The organism is Brucella sp. TWI559 (assembly GCF_039674265.1).
GTDB classification, from domain to species: Bacteria; Pseudomonadota; Alphaproteobacteria; order Rhizobiales; family Rhizobiaceae; genus Brucella; species Brucella chromiisoli.
The window spans coordinates 30,894-50,018 of record NZ_JBDJNE010000011.1 but is presented as its reverse complement, the minus strand read 5'-3'; the positions used below and the strand labels follow the sequence as shown (position 1 = coordinate 50,018).

Below are 19,125 nucleotides of genomic sequence, written 5' to 3'. Positions count from 1 at the left end.
GCGGTGAACTACATATGTCTTATGAGCATAGCACAGATAAAGCACGCGAAGTTTCAAATCGGACAGGTGGTCAAGCATCGGCTGTTTCCTTTCCGCGGCATCATTTTTGATGTTGATCCGGAGTTTGCGAACACGGAGGAATGGTATGAATCCATTCCCGAAGAAACACGACCGCGCCGCGATCAGCCATTTTATCATTTGTTGGCGGAAAACTCAGAAGCCGAATATGTCGCCTATGTGTCCGAGCAGAACCTGATACCGGATTTGAGCGATGAACCGCTTCGCCACCCGATGATAGTGGATCTTTTCGACAAGCTTGAAAATGGGACGTATCGCGTGAAGCTGCACGCCAATTAGAGCATTCCCTGTCGAGATTGAATCATTGGAAATGCTCTAACTGTTTGTTTTCACGCATTGTTCAACGCAAAATCGCTACGTACTTTTGCTGGAAATGCTCTAAATTTCTTTGAAAATAGTAAGCCAGCAAAAAGGGCGCTATAAGCGCCCTTTTTATAGTTTATCAGCTTCGAGCAGTTTAGTTTGCTGCGCCTTTGGCTTTGTCCTGCTCAGCCTTCATCTTTTCTTCGAATTCCTTCTGGCGCTTTGCAACAGCGTCCTGAAGTTCCTTCTGGCGTTCTTCTAGTTCAGACTGCTTGAGGCCCGGACCGGTCAGCGCTGCCGAGAAACCAGTCAGTGCAACCGGAATCGGGTTCTGCTTGTTCTGGTAGTTGACTGACGTCAGCGTAACCTTGCTGCCCTTTTTGAGCGCATTGATCAGATCGTCGGAAAGCGGAGCTTCCGCAATGCAGCGATCCGGGAAGCAGATGCCGTATTCAAGCTTGGTTGGCTTGTTGTTGTCGATCTGCAAACCAACGCCGGCTGGGATCAGACGACCGATTGGAACAGTGACCTGAAAAATCTTACGATTAATCTTGCCCTTGATTTCGATGAGGTTGACGGCTGTCAAAAGCTGGCCTGAGTCAGCGGTAACAATATTCTGCGTGTTGCAGATATCATTGTCTTCCTGCTTCGAGCACACTTTGAACCAGCCCTGTGGTGGCTGCTGCTGTGCGGCTGCAGGCATCGTCGCAGAAGCAAGCAGGGCGAACGCGCCAGCAAATGCAGATGCGGCAGCGATTGTCTTTGTGCTGGTCATGATCAACAGTTTCCTTCCAAGGCTTTGATCTTCCGTCTCTGGTTTGAGTCAGCGATAGACCGTCACTGATTTGAAAATGCGGCAACAGCGTGACCTTTGAGATTTATCATCCCAATCCGCGGTGGTGTTACAACGACTTCTTATTTTAATCCAGATGGTCACATACATTCGATGGACAGAATCCGCCATATTTTTTGTTTTATTCTGCACTGTCGCACACCGGACACGCTCTTAAGACACATATGCTATCGGTTCATGCTAATTTCGCCACACGAATCGATATTTAAGACCTCTCGCTTATTTACAGTGAACCACTTAAGTTAAACGAGGACGCGAGAAAGTTGACTGGATTGTTTGCTCTTTTCCGCATCACAGCTTTAGCCAGCCTTATCGGCATGGGCGCATTCATTGCGCAGGCGCAGGCCGAATCCGATGCTGTAGCCGGTAATGCACCCGACTATGCATTGTCGATGCATGGGGACGTAGCGCTTCCCGCAGACTTCACGCATTTTCCTTATGCAAACCCGGATGCGCCGAAAGGTGGTTCTCTTCGAATGGGCGTGGTTGGCACATTTGATAGCCTCAACCCATTTGTGCTCAAAAGCATGCGCACAACGGCGCGTGGACTGTTTAATGATGCCGATTTTGGCAACATGCTTTATGAAACGCTCATGCAGCGCTCACGGGACGAACCCTTTACCCTTTATGGGCTATTGGCGGAAAAAGTTGCAATCGACCCGGAACGCAAATGGGTGGAGTTTACGCTTAATCCAAAAGCCAAGTGGTCAGACGGTCAGCCTGTCACTGTGGATGATGTCATCTTCACCTATCAGATCCTGACGGAAAAAGGCCGCCCACCATACAACAACCGTATGAGCCGGATTGAAAAGATTGAAAAAACCGGCGAGCGCTCCGTGCGGTTTGTCTTCAATGATAAGTCAGACCGTGAATTTCCCTTGCTCATTGCCGGAACGATGCCGGTGCTTCCCAGACATGCAATTAACCCGGAAACCTTCGGCAATTCCACGCTGAAGGCACCTCTTGGCAGTGGGCCCTATATCGTGTCCGCTGTTCAGCCAGGCCAGCGCATCATTTACAAGCGAAATCCCAATTATTGGGGCAAAGACCTCGCATCGCAGCGAGGATTGAATAACTTCGATACCGTCAGTATCGAATATTATCGCAATGAGACGTCGCTGTTTGAGTCCTTCAAGAAGGGATTGCTCGACGTCTATCTCGAAGGAAATACATACAGGGAAGGAAATCCTCTTCACTGGCAGACCGCGTATAATTTTCCCGCGGCCAAAGAAGGCAGGGTTTTAAAAGAGAAGTTCGAAAAGAAACTCCCTGCAAATATTTACGGCTTTGTCTTCAATACCAGACGGGCGCTCTGGGCAGACCCCAGAGTGAGGCAGGCGCTTGCGCTTATGTTCGACTTTGAGTGGCTGAATAGGACCCTGTTTCTAAATCAATATGTTCGAACGCAAGGATATTGGGACGGTTCCGAGCTTTCATCCGTTGGACACCCGGCCGATGCGGAAGAAAAACGCCTTCTTGCTCCTTTCCACAAGGCTGTAACGCCTGAAGCGATGGATGGAACATGGCGCGCACCGCAAACAGACGGAAGCGGCTATGACAGACGCCCCATGAAAGAAGCCTTTGAACTTCTACAAGCCGCCGGTTTCACCTTTCACGACGGAAAGGCTTTTGCGCCGGATGGCAAGGCCTTTTCTTTCGAAATAATGACTTTATCAGCCGATCAGGAAAAAATAGCCCTTGCCTTCAAACGCACGCTGGATCGATTGGGCATCATTGTAAACATTCGCACCCCTGATGACGCACAGTATCAACAACGCCTGCAAACCTTTGACTATGACATGATGCTCGGCGCCCTTACCAGCTCGCTTTCGCCCGGCAATGAGCAATGGCAGCGCTGGGGCTCAGGATCACGTGATGCACAGGGAAGCTTCAATTATCCCGGCGTTGCCGACCCGGCGGTCGATGCCATGATCGAAGCCATGCTTGTGGCCCGGACCCGTGCCGATTTCATCAGCGCAGTTCGTGCGCTCGACCGCATCCTCATTTCAGGCAACTATTATATTCCGCTTTATCATCAGCCTGCTCAATGGGTTGCGCGTTGGGATCGCATCGGACATCCAGACAAAACATCGCTTTATGGTTATCAGCTTCCCACATGGTGGCAGGTCACCAAATAACGTCGATTGATAAGACCGTAATTCATCCTACATTTTAGAGCTATAGAGATAGGCGAACAGGAGAACACGTCTCCTGTTCGTCGAACGGAGCACCTTATGACCAGAAGAAAGATCACCATCGACGTTGTGTCAGATGTCGTTTGCCCATGGTGTTTCCTCGGCCGCAAGCGGCTGGAACAAGCACTTGAAATGACGCCCGAAGTTGATGCCGAAGTACGCTGGCGCCCTTATCAGCTTGACCCATCGATCCCCGCTCAGGGCAAGGATCGGCAGGTCTATATGCGCGAGAAATTCGGCACGAGTTCGAAGATTGACGACATTCACAAACAGCTGACAGAACTCGGCGAAGAAAACGATATCGTCTTCGATTTTGAAGCGATCACGCGCGCACCCAACACCCTGGATGCCCATCGCCTGATCCATTGGGCTGAACAGGCTGGACCGGGCCTACAGGACAAATTGGTCGGCCGACTGTTCTCGCTCTATTTCGAGCAAGGGCAGGATATCGGCGATCATGACGTGCTGGTGGATGCTGCGGCAAGCATTGGCATGGAAGCGCCGATTGTCGCGCGTCTTCTGGAAAGCGATGCCGACAAAGCCACGATCCGTGAGGAAATCGACATCGCAGACCGTATCGGTGTGCGCGGGGTGCCATGCTTCATCATTGACCAGAAATATGCCGTCATGGGTGCACAATCCGCCTCTGCCCTCGCCGATGCCATTCAGCAAACGGCGGAAGGCTTCGAGCCGGGTATTTCGGAAGACAGATAAATATATCGCGGCGGGGTTAACCTGCCGCGATCTTTGCAAGCTGCGCCATAATAACCGCCGAACCATTCAGACGTTTTTCTGGCGTCGCCCAATCACGAATAAAGACGATGCTCTGATCCGGCCTGATCTTGGCCATGGAGCCCTGTTCACCGATCATCTTCACCAGCCCAACCGGATTGTTGAAAGTTGCATTGCGGAACTGGATAACCACGCCCTTCGGACCGGCATCAAGCTTCTCGACATTAGCGCGGCGGCAGAGTGCCTTGATGTAAACGATTTTAAGCAGATGCTGCACTTCTTCCGGCATCGGACCGAAACGGTCGATCAGTTCTGCACCAAATGCATCGATATCCTGCGGCTCTTCAAGGTCTGCCAGACGGCGATAAAGACCAAGGCGCAATTGCAGATCCGGCACATAAGCTTCCGGAATCATCACAGCCGTTCCAATTGCAATCTGTGGCGACCACTGGCTGTCTTCGACCTCAATGGTGCCCTTGAGCGTTGCAACCGCTTCTTCCAGCATCTGCTGGTAAAGCTCGAAGCCCACTTCCTTGATGTGACCGGACTGTTCTTCGCCAAGCAGATTACCCGCACCGCGAATATCCATGTCATGACTTGCGAGCTGGAAGCCAGCGCCCAGCGTATCAAGGGACTGCAGAACCTTCAGACGACGCTCGGCAGTGGCGGTGAGCGTGCGACCGGCAGGCAGAGTAAACAGCGCAAAAGCGCGCTGCTTGGAGCGGCCGACACGTCCGCGCAGCTGATAAAGCTGCGAGAGGCCGAACATATCGGCACGATGCACGATCATCGTATTGGCGGTTGGAATGTCGAGGCCAGATTCGACGATGGTCGTCGATAAAAGCACATCATATTGGCCGTCATAGAAGGCATTCATAATGTCATCGAGCATTCCGGGTGCCATCTGACCATGTGCGACACCAACTTTGAGTTCTGGCACATGATCTCTGAGAAACTGCTCAATGTCCGCAAGGTCAGCCACGCGCGGACAGACATAGAAACTTTGACCACCGCGATAGCGTTCGCGCAGCAATGTCTCGCGGATCACCAGCGGGTCAAATGGTGACACAAAAGTACGAACAGCCATACGATCAACCGGTGGCGTCGTAATCAGCGAAAGCTCACGCACGCCGGTGAGTGCCAGCTGCAACGTGCGCGGGATCGGCGTTGCAGAAAGCGTCAAAACGTGAATGTCCGATTTCAACTCCTTAAGCCGCTCTTTGTGCTTTACGCCGAAATGCTGCTCTTCATCGATGATGAGAAGACCCAGATTCTTGAACTTGATCGAATTGCCGAGCAGCGCATGCGTGCCGACCACAATATCTACGGTGCCGTCTTCGATGCCCTTTTTGGTGGCTGCAAGCTCTTTCGAGCCAACCAGTCGAGATGCGTGCGCGACATTAACCGGCAAACCGTGGAAACGGGTCGAGAAGGTTTTGAAATGCTGGCGTGACAGAAGCGTGGTCGGCACAACCACTGCCACCTGAAAACCGCTCAAGGCAGCAACAAAAGCCGCACGCAGCGCAACTTCCGTTTTGCCGAAACCAACGTCACCGCAGATGAGGCGATCCATCGGCTTGCCTGCACCCAGATCATCCGTAATCGCATCAATAGCGCGCAACTGATCTTCGGTCTCATCATAAGGAAAACGCGCCGCGAATTCTGCGTAAAGGCCTTCTGGTGGCTGCATAACGGGTGCACCGCGCATCTGGCGTTCGGCAGCGATCTGGATCAGATGACCGGCAATTTCAAGCAGGCGTTTCTTGAGCTTGGCCTTACGCATCTGCCATGCGCCGCCGCCGAGCTTATCAAGAACAGCTTCCGAGCCCTCGGACCCGAAGCGAGAAAGCAATTCGATATTTTCGACTGGCAGGAACAGTCGATCATCGCCTGCATAATGAATCTCAAGACAATCATGCGGCGCGCCCGCTGCCGTGATCGTTTTCAGGCCTATAAAACGACCGATACCATGATCAACATGGACGACAATATCGCCAGCCGAAAGTGAGGCGGCCTCCGAAATAAAATTCTGGTCACGTTTGCGGCGCTTTGAGCGGCGCACAAGGCGGTCACCGAGAATATCCTGCTCGGCAACAACAACCAGATCGCCAGCGTCAAAACCGCTTTCAACTGCCAGAACAGCTGCCGTGATCTTGTCGCGCGACAGCGCCTTAACCATCGAAAGGCGGTCAACGGTCTCAATCTTTTCAAGGCCATGCTCGTCGAGCACTTGCAGCAGACGATCGAGCGATCCTTCCGACCATGCTGCCACCAGCACTTTTTTGCCAGCCACACGCAAATCGGCAATATATTTCACCACCGATTCAAACAGGTTCACATCGGTTGCTGCACGTTCTTCCGCAAAGCTGCGTCCCTTATGGACATCCGCATGAACAATCGCACGGCCAGTCACTTCAGGCGTACCAAATGGCGTCAGATCAATACGCAATCCGTTGGTTGCAGCAATCGCTTCCACTTCTTTTGGCGTGAGATAAAGCGTTTCCGGCTTAACCGGCTTGTACGGCACAGCATCGCTGCCCGGCTCTTTGCCTTCTGCCTGCCTGAGGCGCGACTCATAGTGATCCACAACCATCGTGTGGCGTTCGGTCAGTGCTTCATGCACCAGATGATCGAACACCACCGGCATGTCGCCGGCATGGTCAAACACAGTTTCGAGATTATCGTAAAACAGCGGGAGCCAGTGCTCCATACCGGCAAAGCGCCGCCCTTCACTGATCGCCTGATAAAGCGCATCATCGCGCTGTGGCGCGCCAAACATCGCCACATAATTTTTGCGAAAATGGCTGATCATGTCCGGCGAGAGCGAAATTTCGCTCATCGGCTGAAGCACAAATTCCTTACGTGCACCTGTGGTGCGCTGCGATGCCGGGTCAAACGCGCGAATTGTTTCGAGCGTATCACCAAAAAAATCAAGACGCAGCGGCTCTTCTGACCCCGGTGCATAAAGATCAAGAATCCCGCCACGCACTGCATATTCGCCAATGTCACGCACGGTCGAAACACGTTCAAAGCCGTTGCGCTCAAGTCGCGCACTCAGCGCATTCATATTGAGCTGATTACCGGGACGTGCGGAAATCACCTGTTCGGCGATTGCAGCCTGCGGCGGCAGCTTCTGCAAAACCGCATTGGCAGTCGTGATGATGACAGCCGGATGCGGCGTCTTCTTCAATGAAGCCAAGGCGGCCAGTGCCGCAAGCCTGCGTGCCGATGCATCCGCCCCCGGCGACACACGATCATAGGGCAAACAATCCCACGCTGGCAGATGCAGCACCGGAAGGTCGGGCGCAACAAAGTTCAGAACCTGCTCAAGATCAGCAATGCGCTGACCATCACGCACAATATAAAGAACTGGCCCACGCTCACCAATCTCTTCGACCAGCCGCGCAAGACAAAAAGCTTCGAAACCATCGGCAACGCCATCGATGACGATATTTTTGCTATTGCTGGCTTTCACACCAAGTTTGCTGAATACGGGCATGGCGGCTTATTCTCAGAATTCTATGCGGTCGCGGAAAGCAATGATGTCACGGAATAAAGGCGTATCATATTCCTGAGGTGTTTCGCTTTCGCCTGTCACCCATTTCAGAAGATCGCGGTCGAGCACTTCAAGAATCTGCTCAAACTCGTCCAGTTGAGCATCAGTGAAGGCTGGAAGATACTGATCGGCATACTGCCCAAGGATCAGATCCATCTCTCGCATGCCGCGATGCCAGGCGCGAAACAGAAGCTTGCGACGCCTAACATCAAGATTTCCTGCCGCAAGTGTGCTGCCTGTCATTGTTTGAGCGCTCCATTAAAAAATATGTTGCCGGTATATAGCATCTGTTGACGATGAGGGAACCCGTTTCCGCAATTAGAACAAAAATAGTACAAAACCATTTCAAAGGCTTGCACAGAAAAGCAAAGCAGTTAATGCTCCCAGCCATGCGTCCGTCTGTGCTTGATCCGTTTTTCGCTTCCGTCCGCTCACTTTCCGGCATTGGCCCGAAAGTGGCCGCTTTGCTTGGCAAACTTTTGGGCACAGACGTGCCCGGAGCTGAGCCAAAAGTTGGCCAGCTTCTCTTCCTGCCACCACATAGTGTGATCGACCGACGCAACCGCCCCGGAGTAGCCTTTGCACAGGAAGGCGCCATTGTGACGCTTGAGGTGATGGTTGATCAGCATCAGCCAGCCCCGCGTGGACGCGGCAATGTTCCGCATCGTGTGATTGCACATGATGACACTGGCGAAATCATCCTCACCTTCTTTCATGCGCAATTGCCATGGCTGGAAAAGATGTTGCCGGAAGGTGAAACTGTCATCGTTTCCGGCAAGGTCGAATGGTTCAACGGGCGTGCCTCCATGGTGCATCCGGATTATATAGCAAGCCTTGAAGATGCGGCCAGTCTTCCGATGGTTGAACCCGTCTATCCGCTGACGGCTGGCCTTTCATCCAAAACGCTTGGCCGTGCGGTGAAAGAAGCACTGACCCGCGTGCCAGTGCTGCCCGAATGGATTGACGGGCCGCTGATTGCGCGTGAGCGTTTCGCCTCTTTCAAAGAGGCATTGAACACAATGCATCTGCCGGAAGATCCGAGTGATATTGCGCTCGAAAGTATCACACGGCGCAGGCTGGCTTATGACGAGTTTCTGGCAGGACAGCTGGCGCTGGCTCTCGTGCGTGCCAAAACACGCCGCCTTTCAGGGCGCCCACTGGAAGGCAATGGCCGCATCGTTGCGGAAATCATGCGCCACCTCCCCTATAAACTGACCAAAAGTCAGGATCAGGCGGTTCGCGAGATCGTCACCGATCTTAAATCGCCTGAGCGTATGCTTCGCCTGCTGCAAGGCGATGTTGGTTCTGGCAAGACGGTCGTTGGCCTTTTATCGATGGCACATGCCGCAGAATCTGGCGGTCAGTCTGCCCTGATGGCGCCAACAGAAGTGCTGGCTCGACAGCATTTTGCCACCATTGCACCTCTGGCGGAAAAGGTTGGCCTGAAAGCCGCCCTTCTTACAGGTCGCGAAAAAGGCAAAGAACGCAATGCTGTGCTTGAGGGCCTGAAAAGCGGCGAAGTCGATATTATCATCGGCACGCACGCGCTTTTTCAGGAAAAGGTCGAATATCACGATCTCGTCTTCGTTATTATTGACGAGCAGCATCGTTTCGGCGTGCATCAGCGTCTGATGCTGACGGCAAAAGGCAGCGCACCCGATATGCTTGTGATGACGGCAACGCCTATTCCACGCACACTTGTGCTAACCGCCTTTGGCGATATGGATGTATCCAAGCTCACCGAAAAGCCAGCCGGACGCCAGCCGATTACCACTGCCATTCTGCCCATGGAGCGCATGGGGGAACTTGTCGAGCGCATTCAAAAGGCAGTTCGTGAAGGCCAGAAAATTTACTGGATTTGTCCGCTTGTTGAAGAATCAGAAGTCGTTGAGCTGACTTCCGCCGAAGAACGCTTTGAATCGCTCAAGTCCGTTTTTGGCAACAAGATCGGCCTCATCCATGGCCGCATGAATGGTGCTGAAAAAGACGAAGCCATGCGCGCTTTCAAGCAGGGCGAAACGCGGTTGCTGGTCGCAACCACCGTCATTGAGGTTGGCGTCGACGTGCCGGATGCAACGATCATCGTCATCGAACACGCCGAGCGCTTCGGGCTATCCCAATTGCACCAGCTACGCGGACGCGTCGGCCGTGGCGACAAGCCATCCACCTGCCTTCTGCTTTATAAAGGCCCACTTGGTGAAATCGGACAGGCCCGTCTCAAGGTGATGCGCGAAACGGAAGACGGTTTCCGCATTGCCGAAGAAGACCTGAAACTGCGTGGCGAAGGCGAGTTGCTCGGCACCCGTCAATCAGGTACGCCGGGCTTCCGCCTTGCTTCGATTGAAGCACATGGCGACTTGCTGGAAATCGCTCGCAAAGACGCGCGCTATATTCTGGCAAGCGATCCCGACCTTGAAAGCGAGCGCGGAAAAGCGCTGCGCGTGCTGCTTTATCTTTTCGGACGCGATGAGGCGATCCGCCTGCTTCGCGCGGGATAAAAACGAAATGGCCGCATCGCTGCAGCCATTTCTATCTATCTGTCAATTTTTTCAGATAAGAGATCGTTTTAATTTTATTCTACCGTCACCGACTTTGCGAGATTGCGCGGCTGATCGACGTCCGTACCCATCAGAATAGCAGTGTGATAAGCGAGCATCTGGATCGGCAGAGCATAAACCAACGGCGTGATAAACTCAGGCACATCCGGCAGAACGATGGTCGCCATCGTATCAAGGCTTGCTGCCGCAGCACCTTTCTTGTCGGTGATCAGAATAATACGGCCGCCGCGGGCTGCCACTTCCTGCATGTTGGAAACGGTCTTCTCATAAAGACGATCCGACGGCGCAATGACGATAACCGGCATGGTTTCATCAATAAGCGCAATCGGGCCGTGCTTGAGTTCACCAGCCGCATAGCCTTCGGCGTGAATGTAGGAAATTTCCTTGAGCTTCAGCGCGCCTTCCATCGCCAACGGGAACGATGTTCCACGACCGAGATAAAGCACATGGCTGACCTTTGCCAACTCGTGACAGACGGCAGCAATCTGGTCTTCAAGCTTGAGAACCTGATTGATAAAGCGCGGTGCTTCCAAAAGCTGACGCACCAGTTCCTGTTCACGCTTGTCATCAATCGCACCGCGCGCTTTTGCAGCAGCAATCGCAAGTGACGCCATGGTCGAAAGCTGACAGGTGAAAGCCTTGGTCGAGGCCACACCGATTTCAGGACCGGCCAGCGTCGGGAACACGGCATCCGATTCACGCGCAATGGTCGATCCGGTCACATTGACCACAGAGGCGATTTTCAAACCCTGCGATTTGCAATAACGCAGCGACGCGAGCGTATCCGCCGTTTCACCAGACTGCGAAACGAACATCGCGAGCGAATCCTTTGAAAGCGGCATTTCGCGATAACGAAATTCCGAAGCGATATCGCTATCGACCGGCAGACGTGCGATCTGCTCGAACCAGTATTTGCCCACCGAGGCCGCATAAAAAGCGGTGCCACAGGCAGAGATTGTCAGCCGGTCAATCTTGGCAAAATCAACAGCAATCGCTTCCTGACGCACCTTACCGGTGGTGAAATCGAGATAGTTTGCGAGCGTATGCGAAATCACTTCCGGCTGCTCGAACATCTCTTTCTGCATGAAGTGGCGATGATTGCCCTTCGAGACCAGCATATTACCGGCCTGTGACTTCAAAATCGTGCGTTCAACCTCAACATTGTTTTCATCATAGATGGTCACGCCCCTACGGGTCAGCACTGCCCAGTCACCATCTTCAAGATAGGCAATTGTGTCGGTGAATGGCGACAAAGCGATAGCGTCAGAACCGAGGAACATTTCGCCTTCGCCATAGCCCACGGCCAGTGGCGGCCCCTGACGCGCGCCGATCAACGTTTCTTCATTGCCTTCAAACAAGAAGGCGAGTGCAAAAGCGCCTTGTAACAGTGGCAGGCTGTCGCGCACGGCCTCAACAGGCGATTTTCCCTTGTTCAACTCGCGCGTCACGAGATGCGCGACGGCTTCAGTGTCGGTTTCTGTCTCGAACGTAAAACCTTCCGCTTCGAGCATAGCGCGCAATTCGGCAAAGTTTTCGATAATGCCGTTATGAACAACAGCCAAGCGCGGCGTGATATGTGGATGCGCATTGCGTTCAACGGGCTTGCCATGTGTGGCCCAACGCGTATGGCCAATGCCGATGACGCCCGGAAGTGGTTCACCCGCCAGACGTTTTTCCAGATTAACCAGTTTGCCTTCCGCACGACGGCGATCAAGCTTGCCATTCAAAAGCGTGGCAATACCGGCAGAATCATAACCGCGATATTCAAGCCGCTTCAGCGCATCAACCAGACGCGGTGCGACTTCGTCATTGCCGATAATGCCGATAATTCCACACATAGGGTGCTCCAGATCCGAGATTCACGCATTGAGTTGTGATTTAAAGATTCTAATGTAAAACGACAACCCAAAGGGCTGTCGTTCTATTCATCTGTTGGCCGTTTATTTCGACGATGTTTTAGCCGCTTTGATGGCAGCGTATTTCTCGCGCAATATCTTTCCCCGACCTTCTTTGGTTTCTTGCCGCGCACGACCGAAAGCCAGAGCATCCGCAGGCACATCCTCCGTAATTGTGCTACCAGATGCGATATAGGCATTATCACCGATCGATACTGGCGCAACAAGCGAACTGTTGGAGCCAACGAAGGCATGTTCGCCGATCACCGTCTTATACTTGTTATAGCCATCGTAATTGCAGGTGATTGTGCCCGCACCGATATTGCTCGACGCGCCCACAATAGCATCACCAATATAGGTCAGATGATTGATCTTCGCGCCCTTGCCGACCTGGGCGTTCTTCACTTCACAAAAATTACCCACTTTGGATTTTTCGCCAAGATTTGCACCCGGACGCAAACGCGCAAAGGGTCCGATCTCGGCATTTACGCCAATCTTCGCACCTTCAATATGTGAGAAAGCGTGAATCAGTGCACCCGATGCCACATGCACGCCCTGCCCGAAGAAGACGTTTGGCTCAATCACAACGTCGGCTTCGACCAGCGTATCATGTGAGAAGAAAACAGTTTCAGGCGCAATCAACGTCACACCGGCCAGCATCATTTCCTGACGCTTGCGGTTCTGCCAGATGCTTTCAGCTTCAGCGAGTTCGGCACGATTGTTGATGCCAATCACATTATCGACAGGCACTTCAATCGCCACGACATTCAGGCCGTTGCCATGGGCAAGGCCGACAATATCGGTCAAATAATATTCGCCCTTGACGTTCTTGTTATCAACAGCATCAAGCAGAGCAAGAGCGTGTTGACCACGAACGGCCATCAAACCACCATTGCAGAAGCCGATTTTCTTCTGGGCGTCGGTGGCTTCTTTCTCTTCGATAATCGCAGTGAGCTTACCACCTTCTTCGATCAGGCGACCATAACCGTGCGGGTTTGCAGGACGAAAACCGATAACGACAACGTCGGCACCTTCGACAAGCTTGTTGCGCGCAGCCTGCAACGAATGCGCTTCGATCAGCGGCGTATCGCCAAAGACGATCAGCAGATCATCATAACCGCGCTCGATTGCTGCGCGCGCGGCCAGAACAGCGTGGGCCGTACCAAGCCGTTCTTTCTGCTCAAAGGCAGAAACCGCATCGGCAACTTTTTCGACAGCGCCGCGCACTTCATCTGCACCGCGCCCGACGACCAGAGCCACGTCGCTTTTACCAGTGCCCTGCACGGCTTTAACCACATGCGAGACCAGCGGCAGGCCTGCTACCTGATGCAGAACTTTTGGCAAACTCGATTTCATACGCGTGCCTTCGCCAGCGGCAAGCACGATGGAAAGGCATGTACGGTCTGTCATAATATCGTCCAGAAAGATTAAAGGCTCATCTGCTCAATAGCATTAAAGCGTATATGGAAACTTACAATTTCAGCCCAAGCGCCCCAGTGCCGGGAAAGTTTCGAGCAGCCAGAACGAGAAAGACTGCATTCCGCCGGTCAGGAAAAGCACACCAGCAATCACGAGCAACGCGCCCATCGCTTTTTCAACTTTGCCCAGATGAACCCGGAAGTGTGACAAAAACCGCATGAATGCGCCCGAAAAAAGAGCCGCAATCAGAAACGGAATTCCCAGACCCAGCGAATACACTGCCAGAAGGGCAGCGCCGTCAATCACCGTGCTGCTGCCGCCTGCCAATGTGAGGATAGGCCCCAGAACCGGGCCAATACATGGTGTCCAGCCAAAGGCAAAAGCAAGCCCCATGACATAAGCGCCCAATGGCGAAGCTGGCGCATTACGCGCCTGAAAGCGCGCCTCACGCGATAGGAATGAAAAGCGCAGCACCCCCAGGAAGTTGAGGCCCATCAGAATGATGACGACGCCCGCCACCATGGCGATTTCCTGCTGCCACATGCGCAGAAATGCGCCGATGGACGATGCACCAGCCCCAAGGGCCACAAAAACAGTGGTAAAACCGAGTACAAAGCAGATAGCCGCAAAAGCAAGAGAACGACGATGCGAAGGAGTCGCAGCAATGCGTGATTCTTTTTCTGCACGAAAATCCTCAACACTCACACCCGCCATATAACACAGATAAGGCGGCACAAGCGGCAGGACACAGGGCGAAAGAAACGACAGCGCACCCGCACCGGCAGCCGTCAAATAAGAAACACTAAGCACTGAAACCTCATTTTTTACATAGAGTTTTTCTTATCTGAAACAGATAAACAGCTCTATTCATTTGTTTTTGAACAAACTCGGGGAAACTTCCCCGTTTTATCCAAAGCGCTTGCGGCCACTGCCAATTAAGGCATAATCCGACCCGAGTGAAATACCCTTTGATGGCCTTATAACCCAACTTCGACATTACTTTGATTATTTTCAATGCAGCATCTCATTCGAACACAAGTTCGCCCTAAATCAGGATCATTTGCGCAAAATTAGATTGCTCCAACTGGACGACGCTCCGATGAGCTTAATTGACAACGAAGAACCTTCTTCAGCCACCAAAGAACAAAGCAAGTCTTCTGGATGGCTGAAACGCTACCAGCATTTTCTGTTTCCAGTTGCGGGCATTGCGATCGCGCTGCTGGCAATTTATGTTCTGGAAAGCCTGCTTCAGAATACCTCACGCAAGGATACGCTGGTCGCATTCCATGATCTCCCATGGAGTGTCATCGGCCTCGCAGTTCTGTTCACTATGCTGAGCTACGCTGCGGTAGCGCTTTATGACGTGGTGGCGGTCGACACAATCGCGCCTAACCAAATACCGCGTCGTATCGCAGCGGTGGCAGGTGCGGCAGGCTATGCAATCTCCAACGCCATCGGCTTTTCGCTGCTGACGGGCGGTGCACTGCGCTATCGCATCTATGCTGCGGAAGGGATCAGCCTTGCCGATATCGGCAAGATCGTCGGCACCTCGTGGTTTGCAATCTGGTTTGCACTTATCATCATGGTGGGCGCGGCACTGCTAATTGATCCGCAGGATGTGCCGTGGATTTCGACGATTGATGCACGCATTGATGTTGTCGCTGGCATTATCATTCTTGGCGGCATTGGCTGGCTGATCTACTGGCTCTCACATGGCCAAAGAACGCTTCGCTTAGGCTCGCTCAGCCTGCGACTGCCCAACTCGAAAGGTGCAGTGACCCAAATTTTTGCAGGCCTTGTCGATGTAGGCGCTGCAGCTGCAACCCTCTATGTGCTGATGCCACAGGATGCGGTTCCGAGCTTTGCGGTCTTCGCGCTCGTCTATGTGATTGCTATCGTTCTAGGCATTGCGAGCCATGCGCCGGGCGGACTTGGTGCATTTGAAGCAACCATCATTGCTGGCCTTGGCATTGGTGACAATCCACAAGCCATTGCCGGTCTGCTTGCCTATCGTGTGATCTACACAGTCATGCCGCTTGTCGTATCCACAATTGGCCTTCTCATCTGGGAGGGGATGCGCCGCAGGCAGATGTTGGGGCGTCAGGCCAAATTTGCAAAGCGCCTTGTCGAGCCACTCATTCCCGGTCTCTCTGCCAGTATCATCTTCCTCGGCGGTATTATTCTGCTCGTATCGGGTGCAACGCCCGACTTGCGCTATCGTGTAAAAATACTCTCCAGTGTTGTTCCAGAGTTTTTTGTCGAAACATCGCATCTTGCCGCAAGCCTTGTCGGCGTTGCGCTGTTGATCGTAGCGCGTGGCCTGTTCAGACGACTGGAGCGCGCATGGATTGCTGCAATCGTGCTTTTGCTGTTTGGTGCAGTGTTTTCGATTGCAAAAGGTTTGGATTGGGAAGAAGCAAGCATTCTGTGCGTTTTTGCTCTTGCTTTATGGGGCTTTCGCGATTCCTTTTATCGCCGCCCGATTTCCGGGCCATTTGAACTGAGCTGGAGCTGGATTGCCTCTGTCGGCACAACTGTCATCGTCTCCACTTGGCTTGGCTTCTTCGTTTATCGCCACGTGGAATATTCCAATAATCTTTGGTGGGATTTTGCTTGGAACGATAATGCACCACGCTTTTTGCGCGCCACCGTTCTGGTGTTTGCTGTTGTGGCGGCAGTCGGTCTGAACTCGATCATCAATCGGCACAGCCAGCGCAAACGCAAGCGTGATTACTCAATCCCCCCTGCGGTGTTTGAACTTGTTGCGCAATGTCCGCATACAGATGCAGCCCTTGCGCTTCTTGGTGACAAGCAATTTCTGCTTGCGCCCGATAACAACGCATTCATCATGTATGCGCAATCGGGTGGCAGTCTGATTGCGCTGGGCGAGCCGATTGGCGACAAACAGGCTGCAAAGGAACTCGCGTGGTCTTTCCATAGCCTGGCAGACAAGATGGCGCTGCGCACCGTATTTTACGGCGTTGGACCAACAAGTCTGCCATTGTTTCTCGACATGGGATTGGTGGCGCTGAAGCTTGGAGAAGTCGCCCGGGTTGACCTCAGCGATTTTTCGCTCGAAGGTCCGCGCCGTCAGCCATTCCGTTATGCCGATCGAAAAGTCGACAAGGATGGGCTGACATTTGAAGTTATAGACGTGAAAGAGGTTCCACCGCTTATTCCGCGTCTGCGTGAAATCAGCGATGCATGGCTTGACCATAAATCAGGCAGCGAAAAAGGCTTTTCGCTTGGCTATTTCGACGACGACTACATGACGCGGTTCGATGTGGCTGTGCTTAAAAAAGACGGAGAGATCGTTGCCTTCGCCAATATCTGGCGCGGTGCCGACAAATACGAGATCACAGTCGATCTCATGCGCTACATGCCCAATGTGCATAAACTGCTTATGGACGCTCTTTTTGCCAAACTGCTCATGTATAGCAACGAACAGGGCTATAAATGGTTCAATCTCGGGGCTGCGCCGCTATCAGGTCTGAACCGCAGCAGATTGGCCTCGCGCTGGAACCGCTTCGGATCATTCATCTATCGGCGCGGTGCCGACCTCTACCACTTTGATGGCCTCAAAGCCTTCAAGGAAAAATTCGACCCCGTCTGGACACCGCACTATATGGTTTGTCCCGGCGGTCTTGAAACACCCCGCACACTCATCGATGCAACAACACTAATCAATGGCAGCCCACTGGAGTTTATCCGTAAATGAAGAAGCGACGCATTCTTTTAACTGTCTTTGGGCTGGCTTTGCTCGGCGGTGCAGGTGTCTATGCTGCGCTGCATCCGGGCAAAATTGCGCGTCAGTGGGCGCAGTTTTTCAATGCCGACGAACCGGTAATCCATGCCAGTGCTGAACGGCTTTCCAACATCCCGGTTTACATGCCCAAAGGCGATCCGGTTGGCCTTGCCATTCTGCTGAGTGACGAAAACGGAATTGGTGAGAATGAACGCGCTTATATGGATGCAATGCTGGCACGCAACATGATCGTGTTGCCTGTAGAACTGGGTCCGTGGCGCGCTGCACTCGATAAAGAAGATGGTGAGTGCAATTATCTCGACTCGGACTTTGAAGCGATTGCCAAGGAGGCCCTGCGCGGACTCGATCTTGATGTCTATTTTCATCCCGTTGTGACCGGCATTGGTCAGGGCGCGACAATTGCATATGCCGCAGCATCGGATTCGCCCGATGCAACCATTGCCGGTGCAGTCGCTCTCGACCCAACACCTGCAAAAACCCGCCTGCCCTCATGCACAGAAGAAGCAGAAGCGGTGAACGCACCGGGCGGCGGATTCACCTATGAATATGATGCCAAAATTCCTACACCTACATTGGTAATTGGACCCAACGGCTCTCCCGTCAACAACCCTGTCGAAGCAAGACAAAAGAGCGTAGCCGTACTGCAAAGCGGCGCAGACTTCCCCACTCGTATGAACATGGCCGTGAACAATGTCGTGGCAATGGCTGATATGGACGCGAAGAATGAAGCACTCCCCATTGTCGATTTACCAGCCAAAGGCGGCAAGGCTGATATGGTTGCCGTGTTTTACTCGGGGGATGGCGGTTGGCGCGATCTCGACAAATCAATTGGTGAATGGCTTCAAGCCAATGGCGTTCATGTGATCGGTGTCGATTCACTGCGCTATTTCTGGTCAGAACGCACGCCGGAAGAAATAGCGCGTGATACAACCGCAATGATCAAAAAAGCTGATCCATCCAATAAGCTGCCCGTCGCCGTTCTTGGTTATTCATTTGGCGCAGATACATTCCCGTTTGCCTGGAAATATCTGGATCCAGCGATTCAGGACCGCACCAAAATGGTCGGACTTCTTGGTGTTGAAACCACCACCACATTCCAGGTTTCGATTGAAGGCTGGCTCGGCATGGATGGTGACAAGGACGTCGTTCCAGCTATCACGACAATTCCGCTGGATCGCGTGGTCTGCGTTTATGGTGAAGAGGAAGACGATACGGCTTGCACAGCACCGGAGCTCAAAGGGGCCGACCTGATGAAACTTTCAGGTGGGCATCACTTCGATGAAAATTACGAGCCGATTGCTGCCGCTCTTTACGAAAAAATGCGCGCGCATGCAGGCCTGCCGCCTCGCCCCGCGAGTTAAAATGAAAGGCACCGGCATTTTTAGCCGGTGCCTTGTTCATACAGCCTTGGCGCTGCGCTTCTTCCTGCACAGCCAATCGGCAATCAAACCTCTTATCAGTCTTAAATCCGATCCCTGGCATTCTGACGGCCTTCCTGCTGGTGGCATTTGCTCTGGTGGCCTCAATCGCAGCTTCTATTGAAGCCATATATGGCGGTCGTCATTGTGACGAAGTCCTTTTTCATTGATTTGATTCTTAATGAGATTACAGCTCTCCCCTTCTGGCATAACGAATCTGCATTGCATGACGTTTAAGGGCTGAATTCCATGCCAAATGAGCAAATTTGGTTCCACGGTTTCATCGGGAAGACCTGTGACGACAAAATTTATAGCGAGTAAGGCAATTTTTTTGAAATTATGTTGGAGAAAC

Annotated in this window: 12 protein-coding genes; 6 read left to right on the top strand and 6 right to left on the bottom strand. The window is 52.8% G+C overall.

Translation table 11 applies throughout. From position 1 onward, the window contains the following. Positions 1–21: 21 nt before the first annotated feature. Complete coding sequence (hspQ, locus tag ABE530_RS14040; protein ID WP_499694904.1) at positions 22–357, top strand: heat shock protein HspQ; 336 nt, start codon at positions 22–24, stop codon at positions 355–357. A 178-nt stretch (positions 358–535) separates the two neighbouring features. Here the strand turns inward: hspQ and ABE530_RS14035 are convergent, their stop codons facing one another. After that, a complete protein-coding gene (locus tag ABE530_RS14035) occupies positions 536–1,156 on the bottom strand; it encodes an invasion associated locus B family protein (protein ID WP_265983937.1) in 621 nt (206 codons plus the stop codon). A 395-nt stretch (positions 1,157–1,551) separates the two neighbouring features. On the opposite strand from ABE530_RS14035, the gene ABE530_RS14030 reads away from it, so the two are divergent. After that, the gene (locus tag ABE530_RS14030; protein ID WP_499694943.1) at positions 1,552–3,372 is read left to right on the top strand and encodes an extracellular solute-binding protein; all 1,821 of its coding nucleotides are present in this window, start codon (positions 1,552–1,554) and stop codon (positions 3,370–3,372) included. Positions 3,373–3,468: 96 nt separating this feature from the next. Further along, positions 3,469–4,143: a DsbA family oxidoreductase gene (locus ABE530_RS14025; RefSeq protein WP_265983936.1), complete on the top strand. Its 675-nt coding sequence runs from the start codon at positions 3,469–3,471 to the stop codon at positions 4,141–4,143. A 16-nt stretch (positions 4,144–4,159) separates the two neighbouring features. On the opposite strand, the gene mfd is transcribed toward ABE530_RS14025, so the two are convergent. Together mfd and ABE530_RS14015 are read right to left on the bottom strand one after the other, a co-directional pair. Continuing rightward, on the bottom strand, positions 4,160–7,660 hold the full coding sequence (gene mfd, locus ABE530_RS14020; RefSeq protein ID WP_499694903.1) for a transcription-repair coupling factor: 3,501 nt from the start codon (positions 7,658–7,660) through the stop codon (positions 4,160–4,162). 12 nt (positions 7,661–7,672) lie between these two features. Further along, positions 7,673–7,960, bottom strand: coding sequence for an FAD assembly factor SdhE (locus tag ABE530_RS14015; RefSeq protein ID WP_100557135.1), 288 nt, complete (start codon positions 7,958–7,960; stop codon positions 7,673–7,675). Positions 7,961–8,094: 134 nt separating this feature from the next. On the opposite strand from ABE530_RS14015, the gene recG reads away from it, so the two are divergent. Further along, entirely contained in the window at positions 8,095–10,215 is a 2,121-nt protein-coding gene (gene recG, locus ABE530_RS14010; RefSeq protein ID WP_499694902.1) for an ATP-dependent DNA helicase RecG, read from the top strand. 74 nt (positions 10,216–10,289) lie between these two features. Here the strand turns inward: recG and glmS are convergent, their stop codons facing one another. The 3 genes from glmS to ABE530_RS13995 form a co-directional block, all read right to left on the bottom strand. Then, positions 10,290–12,113 (bottom strand): glutamine--fructose-6-phosphate transaminase (isomerizing), encoded by a 1,824-nt coding sequence (gene glmS / locus ABE530_RS14005; RefSeq protein ID WP_499694901.1) that lies wholly within the window; start codon positions 12,111–12,113, stop codon positions 10,290–10,292. 102 nt (positions 12,114–12,215) lie between these two features. After that, entirely contained in the window at positions 12,216–13,580 is a 1,365-nt protein-coding gene (gene glmU, locus ABE530_RS14000) for a bifunctional UDP-N-acetylglucosamine diphosphorylase/glucosamine-1-phosphate N-acetyltransferase GlmU (protein WP_499694900.1), read from the bottom strand. 69 nt (positions 13,581–13,649) lie between these two features. Continuing rightward, a complete protein-coding gene (locus ABE530_RS13995; protein WP_499694899.1) occupies positions 13,650–14,399 on the bottom strand; it encodes a cytochrome c biogenesis CcdA family protein in 750 nt (249 codons plus the stop codon). A 289-nt stretch (positions 14,400–14,688) separates the two neighbouring features. On the opposite strand from ABE530_RS13995, the gene mprF reads away from it, so the two are divergent. Both mprF and ABE530_RS13985 read left to right on the top strand, forming a co-directional pair. Continuing rightward, positions 14,689–17,307 (top strand): bifunctional lysylphosphatidylglycerol flippase/synthetase MprF, encoded by a 2,619-nt coding sequence (gene mprF, locus ABE530_RS13990; RefSeq protein WP_499694898.1) that lies wholly within the window; start codon positions 14,689–14,691, stop codon positions 17,305–17,307. Continuing rightward, a complete protein-coding gene (locus ABE530_RS13985) occupies positions 17,304–18,716 on the top strand; it encodes a virulence factor family protein (RefSeq protein WP_499694897.1) in 1,413 nt (470 codons plus the stop codon). Before mprF ends, ABE530_RS13985 begins: the two co-directional genes overlap by 4 nt. Positions 18,717–19,125: the final 409 nt, after the last annotated feature.